Here is a 26,279-nt window from a genome sequence, read left to right as displayed (position 1 = left end):
AAATTTTAACCAAACAATTTAAGGTTAATAAAAGGTTAATAGAAACTTTTACTCATTCAGATCTAGTCATTTCTCACTCTTTTATCTTCATCGTTATAAGCAAGGATGATCTTTCTTACTACAGGGTGTCTTACTACGTCTTCTTCTGTAAGATGCACAAAACCAATTTCTTTTACCCCATTTAAAATCCTCATTGCTTCTTTCAGTCCGGACTGTTGATTTTTCGGAAGGTCAATCTGGCTTGGATCCCCTGTGATAATGAACTTAGCATTCATACCCATTCTGGTAAGGAACATTTTCATCTGTGCATGCGTGGTATTCTGTGCTTCATCAAGAATCACAAACGCATCATCCAGTGTACGTCCTCTCATAAAAGCCAATGGTGCTACTTCAATCACCTTTTTCTCCATGAAACCCTCAAGTTTTTCATGAGGAATCATATCACGTAGTGCATCATATAAAGGCTGTAAATACGGATCCAGCTTCTCTTTAAGATCACCAGGAAGGAATCCCAGACTCTCCCCTGCTTCTACAGCCGGTCTTGTCAGGATAATTCTTTTCACTTCTTTATCTCTCAAAGCTCTTGCTGCCAATGCTACACTGGTATATGTTTTTCCGGTACCTGCCGGTCCAATGGCAAAAACCATATCCTTTTTCTCCGTTTCTTTTACAAGCTTTTTAAGATTGGTCGTCTTCGCTTTAATAATTTTTCCGTTAACTCCCTTTACGATAATATCCTGATCGAAAACAAGCTGTTTCTCGTTTTCATCTTTAATATTCAATATATTTTCGACATCTTTCAGTCCTATTGAATTGTTTTTGGAGATAAAACTGACAATATCATTCAGTTTTTGCTTTAGTATGTCTAAAGCTTCCTGATTTCCCATGGCAAAGATAACGTGATCTCTTCCTGTAATTTTAATGGTCGGAAAGCTTGATTTTATTAAGTTGAAAAATTGGTTATTAACTCCATAGAAGATTTTCGCATCGATATCTTCCAAATCATATGTCAATTCAAACATGCAGTATTTTTATTTTTAGATTTTAAAATTAAAGCTTTTTTTCAATTTATATCAAATTCTTTTCAACAATCTTTCGGGCATTCTTTTTATTTTAAATAACTTTGCAATACTACACTATTCTAGAAATTGCTCATGTCAATTATTACCCTTACTTCGGATTTCGGAAATTTAGATTACAGAGTTGCTGCTGTGAAAGGCAAAATTCTGTCTCTAAACCCTGAGGTTAATATTATTGATATAACCCACGACATCCAGGCATTCAACCTTATACAAACTTCGTATATTGTAAGAAATGCTTATAAATATTTTCCTAAAGGAAGCATTCATATTCTTTCCGTGGACAGTTTTTACCACAAATCAAGAAAGAATATCATCTATAAAGCCGACGGATCTTACTTTCTGGCTGCAGACAACGGTCTTTTAAGCCTTATATTTTTTGATATTAAACCGGAAGCGATCTATGAACTCACGCTGAACAATCGTTTTGATGATGTTATCGACTTTACTTCTACTGATATTTTTGTACCGGCAGCGGTACATCTTGCCAATGGCGGACTTCCTGAAGTAATAGGACGAAAAATACAGTCGGCCAAACAGCTGATGTTCCCGAGAGCTGTATACAATGAATCAGAAGGGATGATCATTGGTGAAGTTACCTATATTGATAATTTCGGAAATATAATCTCAAATATCAACAAAGATTTTTTCGAGAATATCAGTAAAGGTTATAACAGTTTTACCATAAAATTCAGGAATTTAAGTCTTTCAAGAGTATTTTCCAGCCATACGGAAGTGGTTTCAGACTGGGAAAGGGAGACAGAATTCCATGGGCAGTCTGCTGCAATCTTCAATGATAGTCAATTATTAGAGCTTTCCATCTATAAAGGAAGCAAGAAAAACGGCGCCAAAAGCCTGTTTGGACTGAATGTAGGCGAAAATATTTATATTGAATTCAGCTAAGATTATATATTTCATAAAAAAACCGATTTTTTTTATATATTTGTCAAAATCTAAAAATCAAAAATGGCAGAATACAAATTATTGCTTCCTTCCATGGGAGAAGGTGTTATGGAAGCGACAATTATCACTTGGTTATTCAATGAAGGTGATAACGTAAAGGAGGATGACTCCGTAGTAGAAATTGCAACAGATAAAGTAGATTCAGACGTTCCGACACCAGTTTCGGGGAAAATCGTAAAAATTTTAAAGCAAAAAGATGAAGTTGCAAAAGTAGGTGAAGCCATTGCTATTTTAGAAATTGAAGGAGAAGGCACAGCTTCAGAAGAAGTGAAAACTGAAACTCCGGCAGCGACTCCGGATGCTGATACTTTAAAAGCGATTGAAGAGCCTTTACAAACAGTGGCTGCTTCAAACGTAGAATTCTCAGGAGACCTTTATTTATCTCCACTCGTAAAATCTATCGCACAACAGGAAAAAATTTCTGAAACTGAACTGAAATCGATCAAAGGAAGCGGTTTAGAAGGAAGAATTACAAAAGAAGATATATTAGCTTATGTTGCTAACAGAGGAAGCCAGCCAGCTCAGGCAGCTCCGGTACAGGCAGCTTCTACTCCAAAACCAGCAGTATCTGCTCCTGCAGCTACGGTTCCGGTAAGTGCAGGTGATGAGATCATTCCAATGGACAGAATGAGAAAGATCATCGCTGAAAACATGGTAAAAGCAAAACAAATTGCTCCACACGTTACTTCGTTCATTGAAACAGACGTTACCAACGTTGTAAAATGGAGAAATAAAAACAAAGCGGTATTCGAAAAACGTGAAGGTGAAAAACTTACGTTTATGCCTATTTTTGTAAAAGCTGTTGTGAAAGCAATCCAGGATTTCCCAATGATCAATGTTTCTGTAAATGGTGAAAACATCATCAAGAAGAAAAACATCAACATTGGTATGGCTACTGCCCTTCCGGACGGAAACCTTATTGTTCCTGTCATCAAAAATGCAGATCAGTTATCACTTTCCGGTCTTGCAAAAGCAATCAACGATTTAGCGTACAGAGCAAGAAACAAAAAATTAAGACCAGAAGATACTCAGGGTGCAACGTATACAATCTCTAACGTAGGAAGCTTCGGAAACCTTATGGGAACACCAATTATTCCTCAGCCTCAGGTAGCTATTTTAGCCATCGGAGCGATCGTTAAGAAGCCTGCAGTTCTTGAAACAGCTGACGGTGATGTAATCGCGATCAGAAACTTAATGTTCATGTCTCACTCTTATGACCACAGAGTGGTAGACGGGTCTTTAGGAGGAATGATGCTGAAACATGTTCACGACTACCTTGAAAACTGGGATCTGAACACAGAAATATAAGTAATGAGTAATCAGCGATAAGTAATTTTGTTGATTTTAAATACTAAACCTTCGATTTAATCGGAGGTTTTTTTGTTGGAAAAAAGGTCTACAATGTAACAGAGGCCATCACTCAGTTGTCTTATATGAAAAGTATAACCTTGAACTATCAACAAATGAAACATATCCTTCTTGCAGCATTTGCATTACACATTTCCACAACGGCTTTTTCACAGCAAACCAATCAGTCTAAAATGATTGACAGCTATGTAAAAGAGGCCATGAAAAACAATAAAATTCCTGGATTAGCTGTTGGAATTATAAAAGATGGTAAAGTAATTTTCGAGCAATATTATGGAACCGAAAATCTGGAAGATCTAAAAAAAGTAAGTCCAACTTCAATGTTCAGGATCTACTCTACTTCAAAATTAACAGCCAATGTCGGCATTTTCCAACTGATTGAGCAGGGAAAGCTATCTTTGGAAGATAACGTCTCCAAATATGTTGAAAATTTTCCCAAAGAGTGGCAGGAAGTAAAAGTAAAAAACCTATTAACGCATTCTTCCGGAATTCCAAATTTTATCGCTTTCGAAGATATTCCGGTGAGTGATTCCAATGCAAAAGTGATTGAACGTCTTTCCAAAGAAAAAATGGAATTTAAAACAGGAAATGAATTCAGATACAATCAAACAAATTATATGCTCCTTACCATGATTATTGAAAAGATTACAGGACAGTCTTTCGATAATTTTATCATTAACAATCAATTTTCTGATTCGAAAAATCAGGTTTATTTCTCATCAAATTCTCTTGAGCAGATTCCCAACAGGGTTCAAAAATACAACTACAACAATCAAACAAAACAATATGAGAAAACGCTATTTGACAACGGTGTGAGATCACATTCCGGAAACGGATTAGCCATTACCCTCCCTGCCTTTTTACAATGGAGCAGCCATCTCAGCAATAATGATTTTTTGAATCCAAAGACAAAAGAAATGATGTGGAAGGCATTTGAGTACAGCAACAAAAAAGACGTTTTTGCTTATGGCTGGGAGATTAATAAAGCGAATGATATTCCATCTTATGGTTTTTCCGGTGGGAACGTTAGTGCTTACAGGGTCTTCCCGCAAAATAATATGGCTATTATTATGATGTCGAACGGGTATAATTTTTTCCCGGCTCAGTATCATATTGTTAATCATGTTGCATCCATCATTGATAAAAACCTGACCGATACTTATTCTATCGCTGAGGAATCCATTATTGCCGGATTTGCCAAAGCCAACAATCCAAACGCAGAAAAAAACTACTATGCTATTAAGGCCCAAAATCCAAAATGGGATTTTGACGGAACATTGAATAATATTGGCTATATTTTAATGGGAAATTCAAGAATTGATGAAGCAGTTAAAGTTTTTGAACTCAACGCAAAGGAACACCCACAATCCGGGAATGCTTTCGACAGCCTGGGAGAAGGATATTTCAAAGCTAAGAACTATCCTTTGGCGCTAAAAAATTATAAAAAATCCCTTGAACTGAACCCTCAGAACAACAATGGTTCTGACATGATTAAGAAAATAGAAAATCTTATGACTCAGAAAAATTAATTAAAATTGACATTCATTCAATACATAAAGTCCTGACGAAAGTTGGGATTTTTTATTTGATTTAAACATTATTCATTTTATTAAAAACTCATACTATTTGATTTTTAATTTTAAATATAATTCAAACAAAATGTCAATTTAATAAAATATTAATAATTTAAATAAGTCCATATTTACATTCCGATCACTTTCTTGGAAGTTTAAGTTATTAGTATTAATTTTAAAACAAACTATTTACTCCAATCCAACTTAAATTAAGATATGATAACCAAGCTTTTTGATTTTTCGAATGAAGAAGAGAAATTAATTTCTAAAGTGTACGATAAGCTTTTTGAAATATATGATATTTCTGTGATTGATATTGAAAACTCTCCCTATAACCAGTTCAAATCGGAGCAAAATGACCTGTCTCCATTATTTATACCTAAGATTTGCTATTTTGTAACAGATAAGAATAAAGCCTATTCTTTTTATCTTTTTATTGTCAATAAAGGGGGAACCACTTCCAGAGGAGCACGTGCGGACAACCAACTTGATACACTGCAGATTTGGGGATTAAAAAAAACTGACAATGATTTTGGATTCATTTCTGTCAATAAAAAAAGCCTCGCTGATAAAGTAGCTGGAATTTTCAGTCATTTTAACATTAATTTTAAAGATAATAAGGGTTTTAAAGATTTTTATGTGATCGGAAATGATCCGTACAAAACCATGTCATTTTTAGATAACAGAAGAAAAGACGTAATAAAGTCCTTTCCTGATGAAGATTTTAAACTTGTAGTCAAAAACAATATTATAAGTTTCGGTTTACCCAAGGAACTTACCGTTGAAAATGCTGAGATGGTTTCAAAATTTCTGGAAGAAATATAAAATCTGTAAAAATCACGTACTTTTACACCTCTAAATTAACAAATGCTGAAAATTTTCGCCCTCATCAAAAAATCTCTTAAAAATTCCTTCGATAATATCCGGAATGAACAACTGAAGAACAATCTCCTTCAGGCTATTCCTTTTTGGATAGGTTCTGTGATTACAGGTTTTTTTGCCGTTTTGTATGCACAGATATTTGCCTGGGGTGAACATCTGATGAATTTTATTTTTGACTGGCATGCATGGATGATTTTCATTATTGCTCCTATTGGATTTGTTTTGTCATGGTGGCTGGTGAAAGAATTCGCTCCCAATGCTAAAGGAAGTGGTATTCCACAGGTGATGGCAGCTGTAGAATTGGCTAATCCAAAAGAGCATCGTAAAATCAGGAATCTTTTAAGTATTAAAATCATCTTTTTTAAAATTCTGTCCTCTGTTATTCTGGTCATCGGAGGAGGTGCAGTAGGACGTGAAGGTCCTACGATTCAAATTGCAGGCTCTGTTTTCAGAAAGGTAAATGAATATCTTCCTGAATGGTGGCCGAAGATCTCTAAGAAAAACATGATCATGACAGGCGCAGCGGCCGGACTGGCAGCAGCATTCAATACTCCGCTTGGAGGAATTGTTTTTGCTGTGGAAGAGTTGTCAAAAACCCACATCAATTATTTTAAAACCGCTTTGTTTACAGCAGTCATTATTGCTGGTCTCACCGCTCAAACGCTAGCAGGATCTTATTTATATCTGGGGTATCCGAAGACCAATGATGTTTCTTTAATGGTGATGTTTCCGATCATGCTTGTTGCAGGTACTGCTGGTATTTTGGCCAGTCAGCTCTCGGTTATTATGCTTAAAATCAATTGTTGGAAGAAGAAAAAACTGAAAACAGATAAAGCCAATGTCGTTTTCCTGATCATTTCTGCTTTAATTATTGCTTCCATTGCTTATTTCATCAACAGAGAGATTCTGGGCTCCGGAAAGGAAATTATGGAGCGTGTTCTATTTACCAAAGATAAACACGAAGACTGGTATGTTCCAATTTTGAGAATGCTGGGCCCTGCCCTTTCTTTCACGTCAGGAGGTGCTGGCGGAATTTTCGCTCCGGCTCTTACTGCGGGGGCAAGTATAGGTTCTGTTATTTCAGGGGTTATTCATTTAACTCCGAATGAAACCAATGTGGTAATCCTTGCCGGAATGGTAGCTTTTCTTACCGGAATTACGAGAGCTCCGTTTACTTCAGCTATTATTGTGCTGGAAATGACGGACAGACACTCATTGATATTTCACTTAATGCTTGCCGGAATGGTATCTTCCATTGCTTCGATCCTTGTAAGCAGACATTCTTTGTATGATGTTTTGAAGGTGAATTTTCTAAAGGAGTTGAGAGAGAAAGATTAATTCTAAGATGGTTCAACTTAGAAATTTTAAGCAGCAGTTATTAAATAAGAAGACATTTCTACTCATTTTCCTTCAATATTCTTGTATATAAGAAATATATTTTCTACTTTTGCACCTCGAAATAATTAACAAATTCATTTAACATTATGAACAATTACGAAACTGTTTTCATTTTAACTCCCGTTCTATCTGAGGCACAGGTAGAGGAAGCAGTGAACAAGTATGTAGATCTTATCAAAGAAAAGAACTGCGAAATCGTTGCTAAAGAAAATTGGGGATTGAAAAAGTTAGCTTACCCTATCCAATTGAAAAAGAATGGGTTCTATACTTTAATCGAGTTTAAAGGTGAAGGTACTGTAGTTGCTGATTTAGAATTAGCATTTAAGCGTGACGAAAGAGTAATCCGTTACCTTACTACAAAACTTGACAAGCATGCTATTGAATATGCTGTAACAAGAAGAGCAAAAGTAAAAGCAGCTAAAGCTTAATTATTAACCCTATTTTTTAAAAAAGACAAGACATGGCAATAGATGAAATGGCTAAACAAGCCTCAGCTGGAGGAGAATCAGAAGTAAAATTCCTTACTCCACTTGATATCAATACAAAATCTGAAAAGAAATATTGTAGATTCAAAAAATACGGAATTAAGCACGTTGACTACAAAGATGCTGATTTCTTATTACAATTTGTAAACGAGCAAGGTAAAATCTTACCAAGAAGATACACTGGAACTTCTTTAAAATACCAAAGAAAAGTTTCTGCTGCTATCAAAAGAGCAAGACACCTTTCTTTACTACCTTACGTAGCTGACTTATTGAAATAAGACAAAAAATAAATAAAAGAAGAGGTCTCCCTCTTCTTTTGTTGCTGAATAAATAATTAATTCTAACTTGATTTTAGATCACTCTAAAATCCCAAAAAAGGACAACAACAATGGATATCATCCTAAAACAAGACGTAGAAAACTTAGGACTTGAGTTTGATACAGTAAGCGTAAAGCCAGGTTATGCTAGAAACTTTTTACTTCCTCAAGGAATTGCACTTTTAGCTACACCTAAAAACAAAGCAGCTCTAGAAGCTACTTTAGAAGCTAGAAAAGAAGAAGAAGCTAAATTAATCGCTGCTGCTAACGCTGTAGTTGAGCAATTGAAGAAAACTTCTATCACTATTCCTGCAAAAGTAGGTTCTGGTGATAAACTATTCGGATCTATCAACAATGCAGATCTTTCTGCTGCTCTTGCTAAAGCTGGAGTTTCTGTAGAGAAGAAATACATCAAAATTCCAGGGAACACTATTAAGAGAACTGGTAAAGTAACAGCTAACATCAGATTACATAGAAACGTTGAGTACAATTTCGAATTCGATATCGTATCTGACGCTCCAGTTGTAGCTGCTCCTGCTGCTAAAAAAGAAGAAGTTAAATCTGAAGAAGCTTAATAAGCGACTGAGATTTTCTCACAATACAGACCACTTCAATTTATTTGAAGTGGTTTTTTTGTATATAGTTCGGAAGGATTATGCATATGACTACCCCGTCTTTTTGCTTTGCAAAAATCCACCCCTTCAAGAAAGGGGAATATAGGAAATCCTAATTGATATTATGCATACAATAAACTTCCTCCCAGATTCACATCGTTCAAATACAACATAAGAGAGATCAAAGGATCTTATTATGTATTACAAAACCTGCACTTCACAACTCTCCTACTCTAAAACCCTCCAACCCAACTACCGGTTTCCCCTCAGTTTCCGCTGATATTCCGTAGGAGCAATACCAATTATCTTTTTAAAAATATTGCTGAAAGACGACAGACTGTTGTACCCTACCATCATTGCTATTTCGTACATATTGTATTTATCTTCCAGCATTAGCTCAAGTGAACGGGTAATTCTTAATGCTCTTAGAAAACGGATGTAATTCATGCCCAAAATCTCCTTAAATTTCCTTGATAGGGTTCTTGTACTCATTCCGAATTCTTTTGCTGTAGATTCGATAGTAAGGGGCTTTTCAAGGTTGGCATGAATATATCGTGCAATCTTCAATAATGTTTCATCTTTAGGAAAAGGATGCTGTATTGGAAACGCAAGATGTTTGTATTCTTTCTCTTGTAAAACGCCTTTCAGCGCTTTGAGAAAAAAATATTTAGAAGTATCATTTTTTGTGATTTTCCCATCCCATTCTTTAGTATACAAAATCATGTCTCTGAGTAAATCATTAACAGAATAAATGTTAATTTCATCAAAGAAGCCATTTTCACCTTCTTCTTTTTTAAAATAAAAATTATATAAATCCACTTTAGGACTGGTAGAAAAAATATAATGAGGGGTTCCGGCGGGAATCCACATAAAACATCTCGCAGGAAGATACCAGTGCTTCTGATCAGTAAAAACATGTACAATACCGCCTTCTGCATATACTAATTGTGCAGAACTGTGATAATGAATCTCTGTAGTAACATTTCCGGTAAGGACATGATAAACATAAAATTCGGTATCATCTTCTTCTACTTCTTTAAAATGGCTGTTGTTCATCCCATAAAGGTAAGAAGAATTTTCAAATTGGCGTAAATGAGCAAATCTTTTTCTGTTTTCACAAATAGAGTCTGTGGCGGCTCATCGTAACTTTGCTGCATCAAAATCATTTTAGCAAAAATCCTTTAATTAATTTATGAATATCATATTGAACGCGGGCCAATATCTGTGCATTGCGTTGTGCTTATTATTGAGCAACTTTTTACATTCACAGATGATAGATTACCTACATCTCAGTTTACAACAAGCTGTAGAGATTGGTCTGAAAAACAACAAAAACATACAGATAAGTCATCTGAAACAGGAAATGTCCGTTACCAAAGAGAAAGACCTCAAAATGGAAAAACTTCCGGACATTGAATTTCATACAAGCTACAATCAGGTAACCAACCTGTTTCAGCATCAGAATGGCGTATTTAATAAAGCCACCAAGTATGATGTGATCAATGGGATGTATGATTTTACCTTATCTGCTTCCATTCCGGTGTACATGGGTGGCAAAATCAAAAATACAGAGAAGAAAGCGGCTATTGATACTGAAATTTCAGCTTTAAAAACGCATTTGGATGAGAGACAGCTTAAAATGGCTATCATTACTGCTTTTCTGCAGATTCATCACTTAAAAGAACAGCAGAGTCTTATTAATGATAAAATGAATGAAGATTCTGTCAATATTAAGCAAGTAAAAGTTCTGAAGGCCAACGGTGTTGTTACTGTAAATGAAGTCTTAAGAACCTCGCTACAGCTTTCTAATCATAAAATGAGCTGGACAGAACTGGATAATGATATTCAGATTGCGGAGCATAAACTGAAAACGATTCTTTCGCTTCCGGAAAGTCAGGAAATGCATGTGAATACGGAAGATCTTATTTCGGACAATGCTTCGATTCCTTATTTGGATGAACTGACAGAAACCGCTTTAAACAAAAATGAATCTGTTGAAATCACTCATAAAAACCTTTCATTAAAGGAACTGGATCAAAAGATTACCAAAGCAAATTATTTACCCAAAATTACCGCTGGTGGAGAATATTTTTTAAAGTATCCGAATATGATGTTCTTTCCTCCCGAACCCTATGCATATCGTCTGGGAATGGTGGGTGTGAACCTAACTTATCCTATCGAAAATCTATACAAAAATAAGTACAGAATGCAGGAATCACGGGAAAATATTGACCTGGCCAAACTTCAGATAGAAGAAAACGAGGAAAATGTAAGACATAATGTATATGAAGCTTATAAAAAGTTTGAAGAGACAGACCAGAAGGTAAAAATTGCTGAAGAGGCGATTAATCAGGCTAAGGAAAACTACCGTATCGTAAGAACAAAATATGCCAATAAGCTAAGCCTTATCACTGAACTGATCGACGCTGATAATACTTATCTGGAAGCAGAATCTAATCTTATTTCCGTAAAAATCAACAGACAACTTAAATATTACCAACTCCAATATACGATTGGAAACTTATAAAAACTATGGCACAGAAACAATTGACACAAAAGGAAAAAAGAATCAACAAGTCCATTACTTTACTGGCCTGGATCCTGATCATCAGCGGAATTACGGGAATGGTCAGCTTTTATCTTTTTTCGAGAAAAAATGTTACAACAAATGATGCACAGATTGAGCAATATATAACGCCTGTATCCAGCAAGGTTTCAGGGTTTATCAAATCAATACAATTTAACGAAAATCAATTTGTATATAAAGGAGATACTTTAATTGTCATAGACAACAGAGAATTTGTGAATCAGGTACATATGGCAGAAGCTAATCTTCATGCAAATGCAGCAACCATCAGCACTATTGAAAGCGGTGTTAATACCAAAGAAAGTGATACCAAGATCATTGATGCTAAAATTGCTTCCGCAAAAATTGATATCTGGAGAACAGAACAAGATTATAAAAGATATAAAAACCTTTTGACAGAAGATGCGGCTACAGAACAGGAATTTGAGAATGTGAAAGCTTCTTATGAACAGTCAAAAGCTAATCTTTTAGCATTGGAACAGCAGAAAAATGCAGTAAGAGCTGGAGCCAGTGAGCAGCAGACTAAAGTGGCTCCTGTAAAAAGCCAGATTCAGCAGAGTTCAGCAAGTCTTAACAATGCTAAACTCTATCTTTCTTACACAGTGATTACCGCTCCTTATGACGGATGGGTAGGAAAAAAGACCATTCAGGAAGGACAGCTGATTAAAGAAGGTCAGGCTCTGGTACAAATGGTTAGCAAAGAGAAATGGATCATTGCCAATTACAAGGAGACACAGCTTGGGCAGATTGACCAAAGCCAGGAAGTAATTATTACAGCGGATGCTTATCCTGATGTTGAATTTAAAGGAAAAATACTTTCTGTTTCACCTGCTTCAGGATCTCAGTTTTCATTAGTAAAGCCCGATAATGCAACCGGAAACTTTGTGAAAATCGAGCAGAGATTTCCTGTGAAAATTATACTGGATAACAATAAAGACAACGAAAAACTACTTTCCGGGATGAATGTTCTGGTGAGTGCGAGGAAGATATGAGTTTGAGGGTTTTAGAGTGCGAAATTAACTTAGAATCAACCTATCTCAAATTTTACAATTAAATTATTTTTTTAGCGAAAAGACAAACCGCAAAATAGCGAATGTGCTAATTTTTTCTTAAGCATTTTTGCCATTTTACCTTTTACTTATTTACATCTTTGCCCTTTGTCTTTTTGCATTTTTGTTCTTCATAAAAATTATGCAGCATAATACAGTTTATCATAAATGGGTACCACAATGGCTGAAACTGCCACTTCTTATACTGGCATTGTTTCCCCACCTGATGTTGTTGTCGCTTTTACATTCAAACAGCGCCTTCACATCTTCTTTCATGGATGTAGATTCAGATGACATCCAGTATTTAATGATTTTGATGTACGGGACATTTGTGGTTACCCTTTTAGTTTTGCAAAGATTTATGGCCTATTTCAGTGTCAAATATTATGTATTACTGATGGCTTCTATTTCCGTTATTATTCTTTACATCTTATCAGTGACCAATGATTATCATGTTATATTGGTGATCCGGTTTTTAGAGGGAATTTTCGGGCTACTGGAAGGTGCTATTTTCCTGCCTCTGATTATTGCAGAATTAAAAACAAAACACGCCAAAGTTCTCGCCTACCTTTTCATGTATACCATCATGCTGACCGGAGGAACCATTACCACTTCCCTGCTTAAATCAAGCATCGAAGATTACGATTTCCAGCATATGATCCTGATGATGGTCTATTTTCATGTGTTTGTCCTGATTATTGGTATTGCCCTGTTCAACAAAAACAGATTCTTTCCTAAAAAACCTTTGTACCAATTGGATATTACCAGCTGGTTTTTACTTTGGGTATGTCTGCAGGCGGGCGGTTATGCTATTATTTATGGGAAAAGATTGATGTGGTTCGAATCTGACACCATTATCATGTGTCTGTTTATCTTTCTTCTTTCAGGGGGATTATTTATGCTTAAACAAAGAAATTCTAAAAGACCGTTATTTCATTTCGAAGTTTTCAGTTCAAAAAATGTGATTGCCGGAATGATTCTTTTTTTCATTTTTTACCTGATCCGCTCCGGACTGAATAATGTCTACAGCATCATGGCTACGGTTTGGAAATGGCCTTGGGATTATATTGTGAACATCCAGTACTGGAATGTTGCAGGAACTCTTTTGGGAATAGTATTATCGGGAATTTGTCTTGTTCGCGGGATTTCCTCAAGAATTGTTTTCTTTACAGGCTTTCTGTTACTGGCCATTGACTGTGCATGGTTTACCTATACTTTTTATCCTGACACTACCCTTTCTATGATCTGTCCGCCATTATTTCTGCAGGGAGTTGCTCAGGGATTGTTATTTACCCCCCTCGTTTTCTTTTTGATTTCGGGAACTCCGGAAGAATATGTGGCTAATGCTACAGCAATGGGAACAACAACCCGTTTCTGGACTACCACTATCGGATATGCCCTGATGCAGAATCTGATGTTATTTTTAACATTAAAACATTCTGATACACTCAGCGTCAACTTTACTGATATCAATCCTGTTTTTTACAGTCAATGGAATCAACTTTTCGGAGCTAATATTTCCAAACTTTCAGTTAATGATTCTCTATCCATGACAGCAGGAGCCTTTAAAGCTAAAATAACGGCTCAGTCTATTCTCCTTTCCAATATGGAAATTTTCACAGGATTATTCTGGCTGGCGCTTGTTACAGCAATTGGTCTGTTGCTTTACCATCCTGTAAAAATAGCAGTGAGGAATATTATGTAGAAGGAAGGAAGCTAGAGGCTGGAAGATCGAAGCTCTTGAAGTCTCCAATACCAATTAGAGCACACTTTGATCGTTACTAAAACGATTAACAACTTTTCTCATAATGACTCTTTGTATCCAAACGGCTAAGATTATCTTCCCTCTTCCCATCTTCCGGCTCCATCCACTTTGGCCGATTTATTGTTAGTATTTTTAGACCGCAATATTGCGCAGATAACTACGTTTAACACAAAAGCCGACTCATGGAAATTGAAAGTATTTTACTGAAACAAAGAGATTTTTTCAAGACCCAGCAAACCAAGAGCCTTGCTTTCCGGAAAATGTATCTTGAAAAGCTTAAAAGTCTTATTATTTCTAATGAGAATATGCTGTGTGAAGCCATTAGCAAAGATTTCGGAAAATCAAAATTTGATACTTTCACCACAGAATTATCTTTTATTCTGAATGATATCAATTATTATATCAAAAACTTAAAATCCCTTTCAAAGCCTAAAAAAGTAAGCACCAATCTCGTCAATCAGTTGGGAAGCAGTAAAATTTATGCAGATCCACTAGGTTGTGTATTGGTTATCGGAGCCTGGAATTATCCTTATCAGTTATCCCTTTCTCCCATTATTGCCGCCATGGCTGCAGGAAACTGCTGCATTCTTAAGCCCAGTGAAATTGCTGAAAATACCATGAAAGCCATGGCTTCTCTCATCAATGAAAACTTTCCGCCAGAGTATCTGTATGTATACGAAGGAGGTATTGAGGAAACGACTGCTCTTTTGCAATTAAAATTTGACAAAATATTCTTTACAGGAAGTACAAAAGTCGGAAAAATTGTATACAAAGCAGCTGCAGAACATCTGACACCCGTAACACTTGAATTAGGTGGAAAATCTCCCGCTATTGTTACGAAAAATGCTAATCTCGAAATAGCAGCCAAAAGAATTGTATGGGGAAAATTCCTCAATGCAGGACAAACCTGTGTAGCTCCCGATTATCTTTTGGTAGAAGAAACTATTCAGGAGCAGTTTCTGGAAATGCTCAGAAAATATATCAAAGAATTCAAATACGGTCATGATTCTGAACAATACACCAGAATCATTAACCAAAGGAATTTTCAACGTCTGATTTCTCTGATTGATCAGGAAAAAATCTATTCCGGAGGCCACTTTGAGGAAGAAAAACTCTACATAGAACCTACTATTCTGAACCATGTAAACTGGAATGACGAAATCATGCAGGAAGAAATTTTTGGTCCTCTCCTTCCGGTCATTAGTTTTCAGAATTACAATGCAGCGCTGAACTCTGTTTTAGAACTTGAAAAGCCACTGGCAGCTTATCTTTTCACCAATAATTCTGAAGAGAAGGAAAATTTTACGAGAAAATTGTCGTTCGGAGGAGGCTGCATCAATGATACCGTGATGCATCTAAGCAATGATAATCTTCCGTTTGGAGGAGTAGGAAGTTCAGGAATAGGAAATTATCATGGAAAATATGGTTTTGAAACCTTTTCACATCAAAAAGCGGTTCTGGAAAAAGTTACCTGGGGAGAACCAAATATCAAATATCCACCTTATTCAGACAAGAAATTAAGCTGGATTAAAAAGTTATTATAATTTCTACAGGTTATTATTTTAACCATCACGCAATAAAAAAAACTGCTTCATTGCTGAAGCAGTTTTTTTTATTTTATCCTTTTTTAGGAGCCCAGGTAGTAAAGAATTCCTTTACTTTATCTTTACTGTAGCCTTTTCCTTCTTCCAACACGTCACTCTGCTGAACTTTGATCATTTTTCCGTCTTTATCTAAAATAATAAACACCGGATATCCAAATTTTTCACCCGGATTACCATATTGGGCAAAAACTTTTTCATTCTTATTCTCCGGAGAATAGTTCAGGTGATAATAAACATAATTCTTATCTGCCAATTCCTTCAATTCTGGAGTAGTCTGCACATAATTATTAAAACGAAGACACCAGATACACCAGTTTCCACCAGCCTGGATCATCACATTTTTGCCTTCTTTCTTAGCCTGAGCAACCAATTTATTAATATCAGCCTGCGCATCAGCTTTTGGATCATAGGGCTTTGGAAGCTTAGCTTTTTCTTCAGCTGCTTTTTTCTTTGCCTCTAACTCTTTCTGCTCCGTAGGCACTATAAGAGCTGTTTTTTGTTTTCCTTGATCAGGTAAATTCTTCACATCTTGCGAAAAAGCAAAAGTACTTAATCCCAGGAAAGCGAATATTATCAATTTTTTCATAATATAAAAGTAAAAAAAATAATACATAATCCTTCTGCAAAAATAGAACCATAATTTTATTATCACTAAATTTGCCTGTTTTATGAATTTCCTAATCAAAATATTATACCTGATCTCTAAGCTTCCGCTTAAAATATTATATATTTTTTCGGACGTCATCTTTTTCCTAAATTATTATCTCGTAGGATATAGAAAAGAGGTCATTACTCAGAACCTGAGAAACTCTTTTCCAGAAAAATCTGAAGAAGAGATCAAAGAGATACGAAAAAAATTCTACCTTAATTTTTCAGATTATCTCGTAGAAACAATAAAATCTTTCAGCATTTCTGAGACAGAAGCCCGAGTGAGAATGCAACATATCAATCAGGAGCTGTTTCATGATGCTAAAAAGGAAGGTAAAAATATTATTCTGCTGGCGGGACATGTGTTCAACTGGGAGTGGATCAATGCATTGGCAAAGATTGTTCCCCAGGCTCATTGCCATCCTGTATACAGAAAAGTAAACAGTGATTTTTGGGAGAACCAAATGAAAAAGGTCCGAAACAAGTTCGGAAACGAAGCACTGGAAGCCAATGAGGTGATCTTGAATATTTTCAGATCTAAAAACAACGGAGATTCTGCTTATATGTTTGTAGCAGATCAAACGCCTCACCACGCTCATGTCACTTATGGTTTGGAATTTTTGAATCAAAGAACACCTGCTTTCATAGGATATGATAAACTGGCCACAAGGATGGATCTTGTTTTCATCTATTGTGAGATGAAAAAAGTGAAGCGCGGTTATTATCAGGTTAATTATCACAGAATATACCCGGATGGGGAAAAGTTCACAGAAAATGAAGTGGTGAGAAAATTCCATAAATTATTGGAAAACACCTTACACAAACATCCTGACAACTATCTGTGGTCCCACAGAAAATGGAAATATCAAGACTCTATCAAAAATTTTGATTCTGAAAAAAAATAGATTGACATGCAGAAAAAACTGGCAATTGCCATCTTAAACTGGAATGGCAGAAATTGGCTTGAAAAATTTCTTCCGGGTGTCGTTCAATTTTCTCAGAATGCTGACATCTATGTGATAGACAATCTTTCTACCGATGATTCCATCGAGTTTTTACAAAAGAATTTCCCTACCGTAAACATTATTAAAAATGATATAAACTATGGGTTTGCAGGCGGCTATAACGAGGGATTAAAATCCATCAAGCATGAATACTACTGTCTTCTGAATTCCGATGTAGAGGTTACAAACAACTGGACAGAACCTGTATTGGAATTGTTGGAAAAAAATCCTTCAATCTCAGCAGTACAACCTAAAATTTTATCTTATCACAATAAAAGTCATTTCGAGTTCGCTGGTGCTGCCGGGGGCTTGATCGATAACCTTGGATATCCTTATTGTAGAGGAAGGGTCTTTGATGATCTGGAAGAAGATAAAGGCCAGTATAATGATGATGAAGAAATTTTCTGGGCTTCAGGATGCTGTTTTTTTATCCGTTCAAAAGATTTCTGGGATCAGAATGGCTTTGATGCAAGATTTTTTGCTCATCAGGAAGAAATTGACCTTTGCTGGAGGCTTATCAATTCAGGGAAAAAGATTTATTATACCGGAAAATCAAGTGTATATCATGTGGGTGGTGGAACGCTCAATAAGCAGAGTGTACAGAAGACTTATTTAAACATCAGAAATAACCTTTCCATGATGCTTAAAAACCTTCCTTTTCCTCAATTGATCTGGTTGATCTTTTTCAGATTATGCCTGGATAGTGTTGCCGGGATTTACTTTGGTTTAAAACAAGGTTTTCCACATCTGTGGGCGGTTGTAAGAGCTCATTTTGGATTTTATGCCCAGCTTCCCGGAACATGGAAACTTCGTCAGAAACACCAGAAGAGTCAGTTTTACCAATCAAAATGGTTGATCTTTAAGCATTTTTTAGGTGGCAGATGATAGGTTGCAGGTAATAGGGATTAGGGGAAATTACACCTTTCTTTACTTATCATGAACTAAGATTCATTAGAGTAAAAATTCATAACTTCAATTAACCTTAAACTGAAAACTTTAAACTTTAAACTTTAAACCTTGAACATTTAACTCTAAACCAGAGAACTAGTAACCAGCAACAATCAACCCAATAACTTATAATAAAAAAACAATGGATTTCTGCGCAATAGATTTTGAAACAGCCACTCATGAGAAAAGTTCAGCTTGTGAGATGGGAATCTGTGTGGTGCAGGATTCTAAAATTGTGGAAACAAAAACCTGGCTGATTAAACCTCCGAGTTTTCCTTATTTCAGCAGATTCAATATTGCCGTTCATGGAATTCATCCTGAAGATGTAAAAGATGCACCGACCTTCGACGAAGTATGGTATGAGGCTCAGGAAATGATGTATGGCAGTCTTATGATTGCTCATAATGCAGGATTTGATGCTTCTGTTTTAAGAGGATGCCTGGAACATTACGGAATGTTCACTCCAAAACTAAACTATCTGTGCAGCATACAGCTTGCTAAGAAATCATGGAATTATCTTCCGAAATATGGTTTAAAACCTTTGGCTGAATATCATAAAATTGATTTCACCCACCACAGAGCGGGTGCAGATGCTGAAGTGTGTGCAAAGATCTCACTGCTGGCTTTTGAGAAGCTGTTTCTTACCAGCAATGATGAAGTAAACGATTATATGAAGGCGAAAATAAAAAAGCTTTAATAAGAACCCGGGTTCTTAGTCTGCTCTTTATCATTAATTACTCAACACTTCAGACAATAGATTGAATTTTGGAATATCAATTTCAAATGTCTCCTGTGTTTCGAGGTTTTTAACAAGGTATTTTCCGCTCATATTTCCTACTCCGGAACGAAGCATTACATTGGAGAAGTAAGCGAAATTTTCACCTGTTCCTATTTCAGGAGTCAAGCCGATAACGCCATCACCTATAATCTCTGTGTATCCGAATCCGACATCGAAGATCAACCATTTTCTTTTCAATACTTTGATAGGAAAGCTTCCGTCATTTTCTATCGTGATATTATATTTAAAAACGTAACGGTTTTCGGATGGATAACTGTTTTTACTATCATATTCAGGTATTACTGAAACTTTGATATTGGAAGTCATTTTTGAAAACATCATTGTAGCATTTTCTTAATAAATACAAAAATCTCGCCTTTTTTATAAGGCGAGATAATATATTTACATTATAATTTCATTAAAACTATAATCCAAGGCCTTTTCTTTCGTCACCTCCTAATAATATTTCAACAGGATTGTCGATACCTTCTTTTACCGCAACAAGGAATCCTACAGATTCTTTACCATCGATAATTCTGTGGTCATAAGACATTGCAACGTACATCATTGGTCTGATTACTACCTGCCCGTCAACAGCTACTGGTCTCTGGATGATGTTGTGCATTCCTAAGATTGCAGATTGTGGAGGATTGATGATTGGTGTAGACATCATAGATCCGAAAGTACCTCCGTTTGTAATCGTGAAAGTACCACCAGTCATTTCGTCAACAGTAATTTTACCATCTCTTACTTTGATAGCAAGATCTTTGATGTTTGCTTCTACGCTAGCAAAAGACATGTTTTCAGCGTTTCTCAATACCGGAACCATTAATCCTTTAGGACCTGAAACGGCAATTGAAATATCACAGAAGTCATAGTTTACTTTGAAGTCACCATCGATAGATGCATTTACATCCGGATACATTTGTAATGCTCTTGTAACTGCTTTTGTAAAGAAAGACATGAAACCAAGTCCTACTCCATGTTTTTGAGCGAATTCTTCTTTATATTGCTTTCTTAATCTGAAGATTTCAGACATATCCACTTCGTTGAAAGTCGTCAACATTGCTGTTTCATTCTTCACAGAAACCAATCTTTGAGCGATTTTTCTTCTTAAAACTGAAAGTTTAGTTGTAGTGGTAGTTCTAGCACCTGTAGCCGTCATAGGGCTTCCTCCTAATGCAGGAACTGCCGCTAATTCAGCATCAGTTTTAGTGATTCTTCCGTCTCTTCCTGTTCCTGAAACCTGAGCAGCATCCATTCCTTTTTCGTCAAGGATTTTCTTAGCAGCCGGAGATGGAGCTCCTGTTGCATAAGTTTGTGGAGCAGCTACCGGAGCAGCTGGTTTTGGAGCTTCTTGTTTAGCAGGTTCAGCAGCTTTCGGAGCTTCTTCCTGTTTTGGAGCTTCAGCAGCAGGTGCAGCACCTTCTGGTCTTGCAGCATCCATATCAATTAAACAAACTACCTGACCTACCTGTACTACATCACCTTCTTCTGCCTTTAAAGTGATCACACCACTTTGTTCTGCCGGCAATTCAAGAGTTGCTTTATCTGAATCCACTTCGGCGATAGGTTGATCTTTTTCTACATAATCACCATCTTTTACAAGCCAAGTTGCAATTTCAACTTCTGTAATTGATTCGCCTGGTGAAGGAACTTTCATTTCTAAAACTGACATATCGAGTATTTTTTATTTTTTAATTGGATATTATTTAAATTAAGCTGTAACTGGTCTTTTTGCAGGAGCATCATCTCTGTCGAAAACTCTGTTGATCACTGCATTTTGGTTTTTCTCAAACATTTTGTGACTACCTGGAGCCGGAGCACCGCTTGGTACCGGAGCTACTACCTGAATTCCTGTATCTCTGAAGTTTCTCAGGATATAAGACCAAGCTCCCATGTTTTCAGGTTCTTCCTGAGCCCAAACCAATTGTTTTTTGTTTTCGTATTTGTTGAAGATCGCTTCAATAGCATCTGCCTGAAGTGGATATAACTGCTCGAATCTTACTAATGCAATATTTTCACAGTTCAGTTCTTCTTTCTTCGCTAATAATTCGAAGTACAGTTTACCTGAACAAAGAACTACTTTTTCTACTTTTTTAGGATCTGCAGTAGGATCGTCCAAGATTGGCTGGAATGTACCGTTTGCAAAATCTTCGATTGGAGAAACCACTTTAGGATGTCTCAATAGAGATTTAGGGCTCATTACGATTAATGGTTTTCTGAAGCCCCATTTCAACTGTCTTCTCAATAAATGGAAGTAGTTGGCAGGTGAAGTAATATTCGCTACCACCATGTTTTCATTAGCACAAAGGGTAAGGAATCTCTCCAGTCTTGCTGAAGAGTGCTCAGCACCCTGTCCTTCTGAACCGTGAGGTAATAACATTACCAATCCGTTCTGGATTTTCCATTTTTCTTCTGCAGCAGCAAGGTACTGGTCAACAATGATCTGAGCACCGTTCACGAAGTCTCCGAACTGAGCTTCCCAGATGGTTAATGTATTTGGAGATGCCATTGCATATCCGTAATCGAAACCTAGAACCCCATATTCTGAAAGGTGAGAGTTGAATACATCAAATCTGCTTTCTGATACGTGTCTTAACGGGATATATTCTTCTTCTGTATCTTCTGTTTTTACTACAGCATGTCTGTGGGAGAAAGTACCTCTTTCCACATCTTCTCCGGAGATTCTTACATTGTGACCTTCCACAAGAAGTGTAGCATATGCTAACCACTCTCCTAACGCCCAGTCTAATGAGTTTCCTTCAATAGCTTTGATACGGTTTTCGAAAAGTCTTGTAATTTTATTGATGAACTTTTTATCAACAGGAAGTGTTGACATTTTAAGCGCTAATTCTTTAAGCTTCGCTGCATCATATTTCGTATCTACAGGCAACTGAACTGCTCCTCTCTTTCCGATTGGATAGTTCGTCCAGTCTTCAGCCATGAATAGATCCATTACGTTTTTCTCAATCTCTTTAGAAGCATCAAAATCTTTGTCCAGAAGAGCTTTGAATTCCGTTTCCATCTTAGCAATTACGTCATTTGAAGTAACGCTGTCTTTCAATAATTTATCTTTATAAATTTCTCTTGGATTCGGGTGTTTTGAAATCGTTTTATAAAGGTTAGGCTGAGTAAATCTTGGCTCATCACCTTCGTTGTGACCATATTTTCTGTACCCTAAAAGGTCAATATAAACGTCTTTTCCGAATTTCGCTCTGAAATCAGCAGCAAAGTGGATGGCATGAACAACCGCTTCAGCATCGTCAGCATTTACGTGCATTACAGGGGATTCTGTAACTTTTGCAATGTCTGTACAATATGTTGAAGATCTTGCATCCATATAGTTAGTTGTAAATGAAACCTGGTTATTTACAACGATATGAACGGTTCCTCCAGTTCTGTATCCTTCCAACGTCATCATCTGAGCCACTTCGTAAGCAATACCTTGCCCGGCAATCGCTCCATCACCGTGAATGATGATTGGCAATACTTTAGAGTAACCTTTGTATTTGTCATCTACTTTTGCACGGCAGATACCTTCTACAAGAGCAGCAACCGTTTCAAGGTGAGACGGGTTTGGCGTAAGGTTGATACAAACTTCTTCTCCGGAAGCTGTTTTGATTTTTTTAGATGATCCTAAGTGATATTTAACGTCACCAGAGAATACATCCTCTTCGAATTCTTTTCCTTCAAATTCTGAGAAGATCTGCTTGTAAGATTTCCCGAAAATGTTAGTCAATACATTCAGTCTACCTCTGTGAGCCATTCCCAATACTACTTCATCTACTCCTAACTGAGAAGATCTTGAGATCAATTGATCTAAAGCAGGGATTAATGTTTCACCACCCTCTAATGAGAATCTTTTTTGTCCTACAAATTTTGTGTGAAGGTAGTTTTCAAAAGCAACTGCCTGATTTAATTTTAATAAGATTTCTGTTTTTTCGTTGGCAGAAAGACTTGGATGGTTTTCATTTACCTGAAGCCATCTTTTGATGAAATCTTTTTCTTCAACGTTGTTGATGTGCATGTATTCTACTCCGATAGAATCACAGTAGATGCTTTCAAGGTGTTTGATCAAATCTGCCAAAGTAGCAGGTTCTTTCATTCCTGTTTCAACCGCGCAGTTGAATTTTGTATTTAAATCTTCTTTAGAAAGGCCGAAGTTTTCGATGTCTAAAGTAGGTGTGTAGTGTCTTCTTTCTCTAACCGGGTTAGTTTTTGTAAAAAGGTGCCCTCTTGTTCTGTAAGCCTCAATAAGGTTTACTACTTTAAATTCTTTCTTGATATGCTCAGGAACTTCTCCGTTTGATACTGCCTGAGAAATCTGTTGTACTGCCGGGGCAGCGCTGGCCGAAGCCTGAATAAACTGGATGTTATCGTCGTCTCCATATTTCTCCAAAGCAAAATCGAAGCCTTGAAAGAAAGCTTTCCATGATGGTTCTAGAGAGTCTGGGAATTTTAAGTACTGTTGGTATAAATCCTCAATTAACTGAGAATGAGCTGCGTTTAGGAATGAAAATCTGTCCATTATTACAGTTTATCTATTTATTAAAATTTATTTGTAGAATTAATCTTCAAATTTAATAAAAAAAACCGAGTTAGAACAGTCTGAAACCGTTAAAAAAACTTAAGAAAAAAATAATTAAATAAAAATTACTTATACACTGATAATGAGAGCTTAACGTTTACCTCCTGACCTTCCATCGGACGTTCAATAAAGGTCTGGCGGATATCTCCAAAGCGCATCTCGTCTTTTTTGGCTTTCTGAATGAGCTGCTGAATTGCCCGAATTCGGCCCTCATAGTTACCTTTGTAGTACATTACGTAATTTTGAGACGGATTTACGGATCTAAAATTGAAATTATTATCCGACACTCCAATTTTCTTAGAAAGTGGAATTCCGAGGAAATAAGAAACCTCCTTGTCTTTGTAATTATCCGCATCTGTGATCAGGATTGGATATCCAAATTCATCATCTCTTTTTCCAAGATCCATCGTCACGAAATTATAGACTTTGTTATAATTCATCACGATATTTTTGTAAAGCGCATCTTTCTTGTTCGATGTACTTACATTGATCCCCAACAACAGTTTGTCTTCTTCATTTTCCACCATCAGACTGTCGTATTTAATGGCGGCCATCTGGTTATCCTTTTCTACTTTATTTCCTAAAGAGTTTTTAAGATTTGCCATACTTTTGTTGATGTTTTCGGCAAAACGGTCTTCCGTCCAGAAGTTCCCTACTCTTTTCCAGACAGATAATTTCGGGGTATGTACGTACCAGATGATTTTTGTTTTTTCTGCAGAAACAGGTTTAAACTTGACATCAACCAAAGTTGGATTTTCGTTTTCATCCTCAAAAAGCTGGTATTTCAGGGTCTTATTAAGGTTCTCATACCTGATGAACATTTCTCCATCGGTATCATTTTTAGGATCTACATAGCTAATGGCACTTCCCTGCCCTTCATAAGGTGTATAATAATCAATATCGATAGACTGTGAACTGGTAAAAAAATTATTCCATCTTGTGAAATTCTGAAGATTATTAAACTGTGAAAAAACCTTATCTACCGGATAATCAATCTCTTTTTCAATAGTGAAGTTTTTACTTTCGTCCACAAAATAATACATGGAAGCAGCATAAGCTCCTCCCAACAAAACAACGATAAAAGTTAATATCTTAAAAATACGCATCGCACAAAAATAATACAAATAAAAAGAGTGAACAATATGCTGATCACTCTGATTGTATGTTTAACAATAATTAACCTAGTTAAAGGCGGGAAGCGGGGTGAGGGAACCTGGAGGTTTCCATTTGAAAGATAATCACGTGCTGTCTTGCGATAAAAACATTCAAAAGGATTGAATAAAACTAGATTCAATCGAGGTAATATCTTTGATTATTTTCTGGCTTTGCTCTTGCTTCTTCCTCTTCATCCGATATGTGTTCCCGGAGCAATTACAGCTCCTTTTTTCACAACCACAATCCCATCCTGAACTGAATAAGTTCCATAATCACCATCAGGAATATGTTTTCCTCCGATGATCTTTACATTATCACCTATGTAACAGTTTTTATCAAGAATTGCTTTTTCTATATAACAGTATTTACCGATTCCCATATTAGGACGGCCGCCTCTGTCATTAAGGACAATTTCTGTTGTATTTTGATAGAAGTCGGCTCCCATTACGTAAGAATTCACGATGGTACTTCCTTTATCTATTCTTGTTCTGTTTCCAATCACGGAATTTTCAATTTTATCTGCCATGATGATGCATCCATCTCCAAAAACAGCTTTACTTACGTATGAACCGTTAATTTTTGATGGCGGAAGCATCCTTGCTCTGGTGTAGATAGGTGAAGAAGAGAAAAGATTAAATTGTGGAAGATCCAGACAAAGATCAAGATTGGCTTCGTAGAAAGATTCTATAGTCCCAATATCCGTCCAATATCCTTCATACTGATAGCTCAGGGTCTTGTATTTCCCAATAGAACTTGGGATGATATCTTTTCCAAAATCATCGCCGGCTCCTTCTTCAAACATCTTTTTAAGGATATTCTTGGTGAAAATATAGATTCCCATGGAAGCCAGAAATTCTTTTCCTGTATGTTTATTGGCTTCTGAAACTTCAGATTTCATGCCTTCCAGCAAATCATAATCCGGCTTTTCATAGAAAGAAGTGATATTTCCTTCATCGTCAGATTTTAAGATTCCAAAACCAGTGGCATCTTTTGCATTCACCGGAATGGTAGCAATGGTAAGATCTCCTCCGTTTTCAATATGAAAATCCAGCATTTCCCTAAAATCCATCTGATACAACTGATCTCCTGAAAGAATCAGGATGTAGTCATAATCATACTTTTCAAGGTGCTTCATCGTTTGACGTACAGCATCTGCGGTACCCTGATACCAGCTGTCATTTTCTACGTTCTGCTCGGCTGCCAGAATATCAACAAAGCCTTTGCTGAAGATATCAAAATGATAAGAATTCTTAATATGCGAATTAAGAGAAGCGGAATTAAACTGGGTTAAAACCAGAATTTTATTCAGTCCTGAATTCAGGCAGTTTGAAATAGGAATATCTACCAGTCTGTATTTTCCTGCAATAGGAACAGCTGGTTTTGATCTGGAATACGTTAATGGGAATAGTCTTGTCCCTCTGCCTCCTCCTAAAACAATGGAGATTACATTTCGATTCATAAATATCCTGC

Annotated in this window: 23 protein-coding genes; 15 read left to right on the top strand and 8 right to left on the bottom strand. The window is 36.4% G+C overall.

Annotated features, from left to right (window positions below; all coding sequences use genetic code 11):
- Positions 1-62: 62 nt before the first annotated feature.
- Complete coding sequence (locus tag CQ046_RS06060; RefSeq protein WP_105701391.1) at positions 63-1,022, bottom strand: PhoH family protein; 960 nt, start codon at positions 1,020-1,022, stop codon at positions 63-65.
- A gap of 132 nt (positions 1,023-1,154) precedes the next feature.
- Between CQ046_RS06060 and CQ046_RS06055 the strand changes: the two genes are divergently transcribed.
- The 8 genes from CQ046_RS06055 to rplI all read left to right on the top strand — a co-directional run bounded on the left by CQ046_RS06055 (position 1,155) and on the right by rplI (position 8,641).
- Complete coding sequence (locus CQ046_RS06055; protein WP_105701390.1) at positions 1,155-1,982, top strand: S-adenosyl-l-methionine hydroxide adenosyltransferase family protein; 828 nt, start codon at positions 1,155-1,157, stop codon at positions 1,980-1,982.
- A gap of 63 nt (positions 1,983-2,045) precedes the next feature.
- Positions 2,046-3,350, top strand: a complete 1,305-nt coding sequence (locus CQ046_RS06050) for a dihydrolipoamide acetyltransferase family protein (RefSeq protein WP_105701389.1) — start codon at positions 2,046-2,048, stop codon at positions 3,348-3,350.
- 155 nt (positions 3,351-3,505) lie between these two features.
- Positions 3,506-4,939, top strand: coding sequence for a serine hydrolase (locus CQ046_RS06045; protein ID WP_105701388.1), 1,434 nt, complete (start codon positions 3,506-3,508; stop codon positions 4,937-4,939).
- A gap of 261 nt (positions 4,940-5,200) precedes the next feature.
- A complete protein-coding gene (locus CQ046_RS06040; protein ID WP_105701387.1) occupies positions 5,201-5,809 on the top strand; it encodes a hypothetical protein in 609 nt (202 codons plus the stop codon).
- Positions 5,810-5,851: 42 nt separating this feature from the next.
- Positions 5,852-7,204, top strand: coding sequence for a chloride channel protein (locus tag CQ046_RS06035; RefSeq protein WP_105701386.1), 1,353 nt, complete (start codon positions 5,852-5,854; stop codon positions 7,202-7,204).
- Positions 7,205-7,350: 146 nt separating this feature from the next.
- Positions 7,351-7,692: a 30S ribosomal protein S6 gene (rpsF, locus tag CQ046_RS06030; RefSeq protein WP_105701385.1), complete on the top strand. Its 342-nt coding sequence runs from the start codon at positions 7,351-7,353 to the stop codon at positions 7,690-7,692.
- Positions 7,693-7,724: 32 nt separating this feature from the next.
- Entirely contained in the window at positions 7,725-8,027 is a 303-nt protein-coding gene (rpsR, locus tag CQ046_RS06025; RefSeq protein WP_034706728.1) for a 30S ribosomal protein S18, read from the top strand.
- Positions 8,028-8,137: 110 nt separating this feature from the next.
- Entirely contained in the window at positions 8,138-8,641 is a 504-nt protein-coding gene (gene rplI, locus CQ046_RS06020) for a 50S ribosomal protein L9 (protein WP_105701384.1), read from the top strand.
- Positions 8,642-8,932: 291 nt separating this feature from the next.
- On the opposite strand, the gene CQ046_RS06015 is transcribed toward rplI, so the two are convergent.
- On the bottom strand, positions 8,933-9,736 hold the full coding sequence (locus tag CQ046_RS06015) for a helix-turn-helix domain-containing protein (protein WP_105701383.1): 804 nt from the start codon (positions 9,734-9,736) through the stop codon (positions 8,933-8,935).
- A 214-nt stretch (positions 9,737-9,950) separates the two neighbouring features.
- Here CQ046_RS06015 and CQ046_RS06010 point away from each other — a divergent pair, with 214 nt between their 5' ends.
- From CQ046_RS06010 to CQ046_RS05995, 4 genes are all read left to right on the top strand, one after another.
- Positions 9,951-11,207 carry a TolC family protein gene (locus CQ046_RS06010; RefSeq protein ID WP_105701382.1) on the top strand — a complete coding sequence of 419 codons (1,257 nt, stop codon included), beginning with the start codon at positions 9,951-9,953 and terminating at the stop codon, positions 11,205-11,207.
- A gap of 5 nt (positions 11,208-11,212) precedes the next feature.
- Positions 11,213-12,259 carry an HlyD family secretion protein gene (locus CQ046_RS06005; RefSeq protein ID WP_105701381.1) on the top strand — a complete coding sequence of 349 codons (1,047 nt, stop codon included), beginning with the start codon at positions 11,213-11,215 and terminating at the stop codon, positions 12,257-12,259.
- A 199-nt stretch (positions 12,260-12,458) separates the two neighbouring features.
- Positions 12,459-14,021: a hypothetical protein gene (locus CQ046_RS06000; protein ID WP_105701380.1), complete on the top strand. Its 1,563-nt coding sequence runs from the start codon at positions 12,459-12,461 to the stop codon at positions 14,019-14,021.
- A gap of 242 nt (positions 14,022-14,263) precedes the next feature.
- The gene (locus CQ046_RS05995; protein WP_105701379.1) at positions 14,264-15,625 is read left to right on the top strand and encodes an aldehyde dehydrogenase; all 1,362 of its coding nucleotides are present in this window, start codon (positions 14,264-14,266) and stop codon (positions 15,623-15,625) included.
- Between the two features lie 73 nt (positions 15,626-15,698).
- Here CQ046_RS05995 and CQ046_RS05990 read toward each other — a convergent pair whose 3' ends face one another.
- Positions 15,699-16,271: a thioredoxin family protein gene (locus CQ046_RS05990; protein ID WP_105701502.1), complete on the bottom strand. Its 573-nt coding sequence runs from the start codon at positions 16,269-16,271 to the stop codon at positions 15,699-15,701.
- Between the two features lie 82 nt (positions 16,272-16,353).
- Between CQ046_RS05990 and CQ046_RS05985 the strand changes: the two genes are divergently transcribed.
- From CQ046_RS05985 to CQ046_RS05975, 3 genes are all read left to right on the top strand, one after another.
- Positions 16,354-17,238, top strand: a complete 885-nt coding sequence (locus CQ046_RS05985; protein WP_105701378.1) for a lysophospholipid acyltransferase family protein — start codon at positions 16,354-16,356, stop codon at positions 17,236-17,238.
- Positions 17,239-17,244: 6 nt separating this feature from the next.
- A complete protein-coding gene (locus tag CQ046_RS05980; protein ID WP_105701377.1) occupies positions 17,245-18,222 on the top strand; it encodes a glycosyltransferase family 2 protein in 978 nt (325 codons plus the stop codon).
- Between the two features lie 205 nt (positions 18,223-18,427).
- Positions 18,428-18,982 carry a 3'-5' exonuclease gene (locus CQ046_RS05975; protein WP_105701376.1) on the top strand — a complete coding sequence of 185 codons (555 nt, stop codon included), beginning with the start codon at positions 18,428-18,430 and terminating at the stop codon, positions 18,980-18,982.
- A 33-nt stretch (positions 18,983-19,015) separates the two neighbouring features.
- On the opposite strand, the gene apaG is transcribed toward CQ046_RS05975, so the two are convergent.
- The 5 genes from apaG to CQ046_RS05950 all read right to left on the bottom strand — a co-directional run bounded on the left by apaG (position 19,016) and on the right by CQ046_RS05950 (position 26,268).
- Positions 19,016-19,405, bottom strand: coding sequence for a Co2+/Mg2+ efflux protein ApaG (gene apaG, locus CQ046_RS05970; RefSeq protein ID WP_065398091.1), 390 nt, complete (start codon positions 19,403-19,405; stop codon positions 19,016-19,018).
- A gap of 82 nt (positions 19,406-19,487) precedes the next feature.
- Positions 19,488-20,741 carry a 2-oxoglutarate dehydrogenase complex dihydrolipoyllysine-residue succinyltransferase gene (gene odhB / locus CQ046_RS05965; protein ID WP_105701375.1) on the bottom strand — a complete coding sequence of 418 codons (1,254 nt, stop codon included), beginning with the start codon at positions 20,739-20,741 and terminating at the stop codon, positions 19,488-19,490.
- A 39-nt stretch (positions 20,742-20,780) separates the two neighbouring features.
- The gene (locus CQ046_RS05960) at positions 20,781-23,594 is read right to left on the bottom strand and encodes a 2-oxoglutarate dehydrogenase E1 component (RefSeq protein WP_105701374.1); all 2,814 of its coding nucleotides are present in this window, start codon (positions 23,592-23,594) and stop codon (positions 20,781-20,783) included.
- A gap of 125 nt (positions 23,595-23,719) precedes the next feature.
- Positions 23,720-24,760 carry an SRPBCC domain-containing protein gene (locus CQ046_RS05955; protein ID WP_105701373.1) on the bottom strand — a complete coding sequence of 347 codons (1,041 nt, stop codon included), beginning with the start codon at positions 24,758-24,760 and terminating at the stop codon, positions 23,720-23,722.
- A 239-nt stretch (positions 24,761-24,999) separates the two neighbouring features.
- A complete protein-coding gene (locus tag CQ046_RS05950; protein WP_105701372.1) occupies positions 25,000-26,268 on the bottom strand; it encodes a glucose-1-phosphate adenylyltransferase in 1,269 nt (422 codons plus the stop codon).
- Positions 26,269-26,279: the final 11 nt, after the last annotated feature.

The sequence above is a fragment of the Chryseobacterium sp. MYb7 genome, from assembly GCF_002979455.1.
GTDB lineage: Bacteria > Bacteroidota > Bacteroidia > Flavobacteriales > Weeksellaceae > Chryseobacterium.
This window is presented reverse-complemented; position numbering and strand designations above follow the sequence as displayed.

Excerpts from the sequence above, each read along its gene's own strand:
- CQ046_RS06060 (WP_105701391.1), bottom strand. The coding sequence starts at position 1,022 with ATGTTTGAATTGACATATGATTTGGAAGATATCGATGCGAAAATCTTC.
- CQ046_RS06055 (WP_105701390.1), top strand. The coding sequence starts at position 1,155 with ATGTCAATTATTACCCTTACTTCGGATTTCGGAAATTTAGATTACAGA.
- CQ046_RS06050 (WP_105701389.1), top strand. The coding sequence starts at position 2,046 with ATGGCAGAATACAAATTATTGCTTCCTTCCATGGGAGAAGGTGTTATG.
- CQ046_RS06045 (WP_105701388.1), top strand. The coding sequence starts at position 3,506 with ATGAAACATATCCTTCTTGCAGCATTTGCATTACACATTTCCACAACG.
- CQ046_RS06040 (WP_105701387.1), top strand. The coding sequence starts at position 5,201 with ATGATAACCAAGCTTTTTGATTTTTCGAATGAAGAAGAGAAATTAATT.
- CQ046_RS06035 (WP_105701386.1), top strand. The coding sequence starts at position 5,852 with ATGCTGAAAATTTTCGCCCTCATCAAAAAATCTCTTAAAAATTCCTTC.
- rpsF (WP_105701385.1), top strand. The coding sequence starts at position 7,351 with ATGAACAATTACGAAACTGTTTTCATTTTAACTCCCGTTCTATCTGAG.
- rpsR (WP_034706728.1), top strand. The coding sequence starts at position 7,725 with ATGGCAATAGATGAAATGGCTAAACAAGCCTCAGCTGGAGGAGAATCA.
- rplI (WP_105701384.1), top strand. The coding sequence starts at position 8,138 with ATGGATATCATCCTAAAACAAGACGTAGAAAACTTAGGACTTGAGTTT.
- CQ046_RS06015 (WP_105701383.1), bottom strand. The coding sequence starts at position 9,736 with ATGAACAACAGCCATTTTAAAGAAGTAGAAGAAGATGATACCGAATTT.
- CQ046_RS06010 (WP_105701382.1), top strand. The coding sequence starts at position 9,951 with ATGATAGATTACCTACATCTCAGTTTACAACAAGCTGTAGAGATTGGT.
- CQ046_RS06005 (WP_105701381.1), top strand. The coding sequence starts at position 11,213 with ATGGCACAGAAACAATTGACACAAAAGGAAAAAAGAATCAACAAGTCC.
- CQ046_RS06000 (WP_105701380.1), top strand. The coding sequence starts at position 12,459 with ATGCAGCATAATACAGTTTATCATAAATGGGTACCACAATGGCTGAAA.
- CQ046_RS05995 (WP_105701379.1), top strand. The coding sequence starts at position 14,264 with ATGGAAATTGAAAGTATTTTACTGAAACAAAGAGATTTTTTCAAGACC.
- CQ046_RS05990 (WP_105701502.1), bottom strand. The coding sequence starts at position 16,271 with ATGAAAAAATTGATAATATTCGCTTTCCTGGGATTAAGTACTTTTGCT.
- CQ046_RS05985 (WP_105701378.1), top strand. The coding sequence starts at position 16,354 with ATGAATTTCCTAATCAAAATATTATACCTGATCTCTAAGCTTCCGCTT.
- CQ046_RS05980 (WP_105701377.1), top strand. The coding sequence starts at position 17,245 with ATGCAGAAAAAACTGGCAATTGCCATCTTAAACTGGAATGGCAGAAAT.
- CQ046_RS05975 (WP_105701376.1), top strand. The coding sequence starts at position 18,428 with ATGGATTTCTGCGCAATAGATTTTGAAACAGCCACTCATGAGAAAAGT.
- apaG (WP_065398091.1), bottom strand. The coding sequence starts at position 19,405 with ATGATGTTTTCAAAAATGACTTCCAATATCAAAGTTTCAGTAATACCT.
- odhB (WP_105701375.1), bottom strand. The coding sequence starts at position 20,741 with ATGTCAGTTTTAGAAATGAAAGTTCCTTCACCAGGCGAATCAATTACA.
- CQ046_RS05960 (WP_105701374.1), bottom strand. The coding sequence starts at position 23,594 with ATGGACAGATTTTCATTCCTAAACGCAGCTCATTCTCAGTTAATTGAG.
- CQ046_RS05955 (WP_105701373.1), bottom strand. The coding sequence starts at position 24,760 with ATGCGTATTTTTAAGATATTAACTTTTATCGTTGTTTTGTTGGGAGGA.
- CQ046_RS05950 (WP_105701372.1), bottom strand. The coding sequence starts at position 26,268 with ATGAATCGAAATGTAATCTCCATTGTTTTAGGAGGAGGCAGAGGGACA.